At 50.1% G+C, this 511-nt stretch carries 1 protein-coding gene; it reads right to left on the minus strand.

What is annotated here, in order from left to right; genetic code table 11:
- Positions 1-511, minus strand: a 511-nt coding sequence (locus tag R7E38_RS23410) for a magnesium transporter MgtE N-terminal domain-containing protein (protein WP_318082246.1), incomplete at both ends; no start/stop codon positions are given.

Below are 511 nucleotides of genomic sequence, written 5' to 3' on the forward strand. Positions count from 1 at the left end.
GTTTTCATCCACTACGGGCGCTGACACCCAATTGCGACGTTCAAACAGGCTAGCAACGTCTGAGTCACTGGTATCAACGGTAATCGCATCGTCAGCATCTTCCATGACGTCGATAATTTTTACGTCGGGTTGGGTCGTGATAAGTGTCGTGATTGGGAGTTCGCCAATCAGTTTGCTTTCGTCATCAATCACGTAGAGTGCATCGGTGGCTTCAGGCAGTTCGCCCTTCATACGCAGATAACGCAGGACTACGTCGACATCAACGTCACCACGAATCGTGATAACGTCGGTGTTCATCAACCCACCAGCGGTGTCTTCAGGATAAGACAGTGCCGTCTCGACACGAGCACGATCTGCTGAATCCATTTGGGAGAGAACTTCACGGGAAAGATCATCTGGCAAACTACGTAGGACGTACGCAACGTCATCGGTATCCATGCCTTCCGTCGCCTCTGCAAGGTCTTCGGGAGCCATTTTTGATACAAGACTGTCTTTAACGTCTTCGTTTAGT

This window comes from Vibrio sp. Vb2131, from assembly GCF_033338535.1.
Classification (GTDB): domain Bacteria; phylum Pseudomonadota; class Gammaproteobacteria; order Enterobacterales; family Vibrionaceae; genus Vibrio; species Vibrio alginolyticus.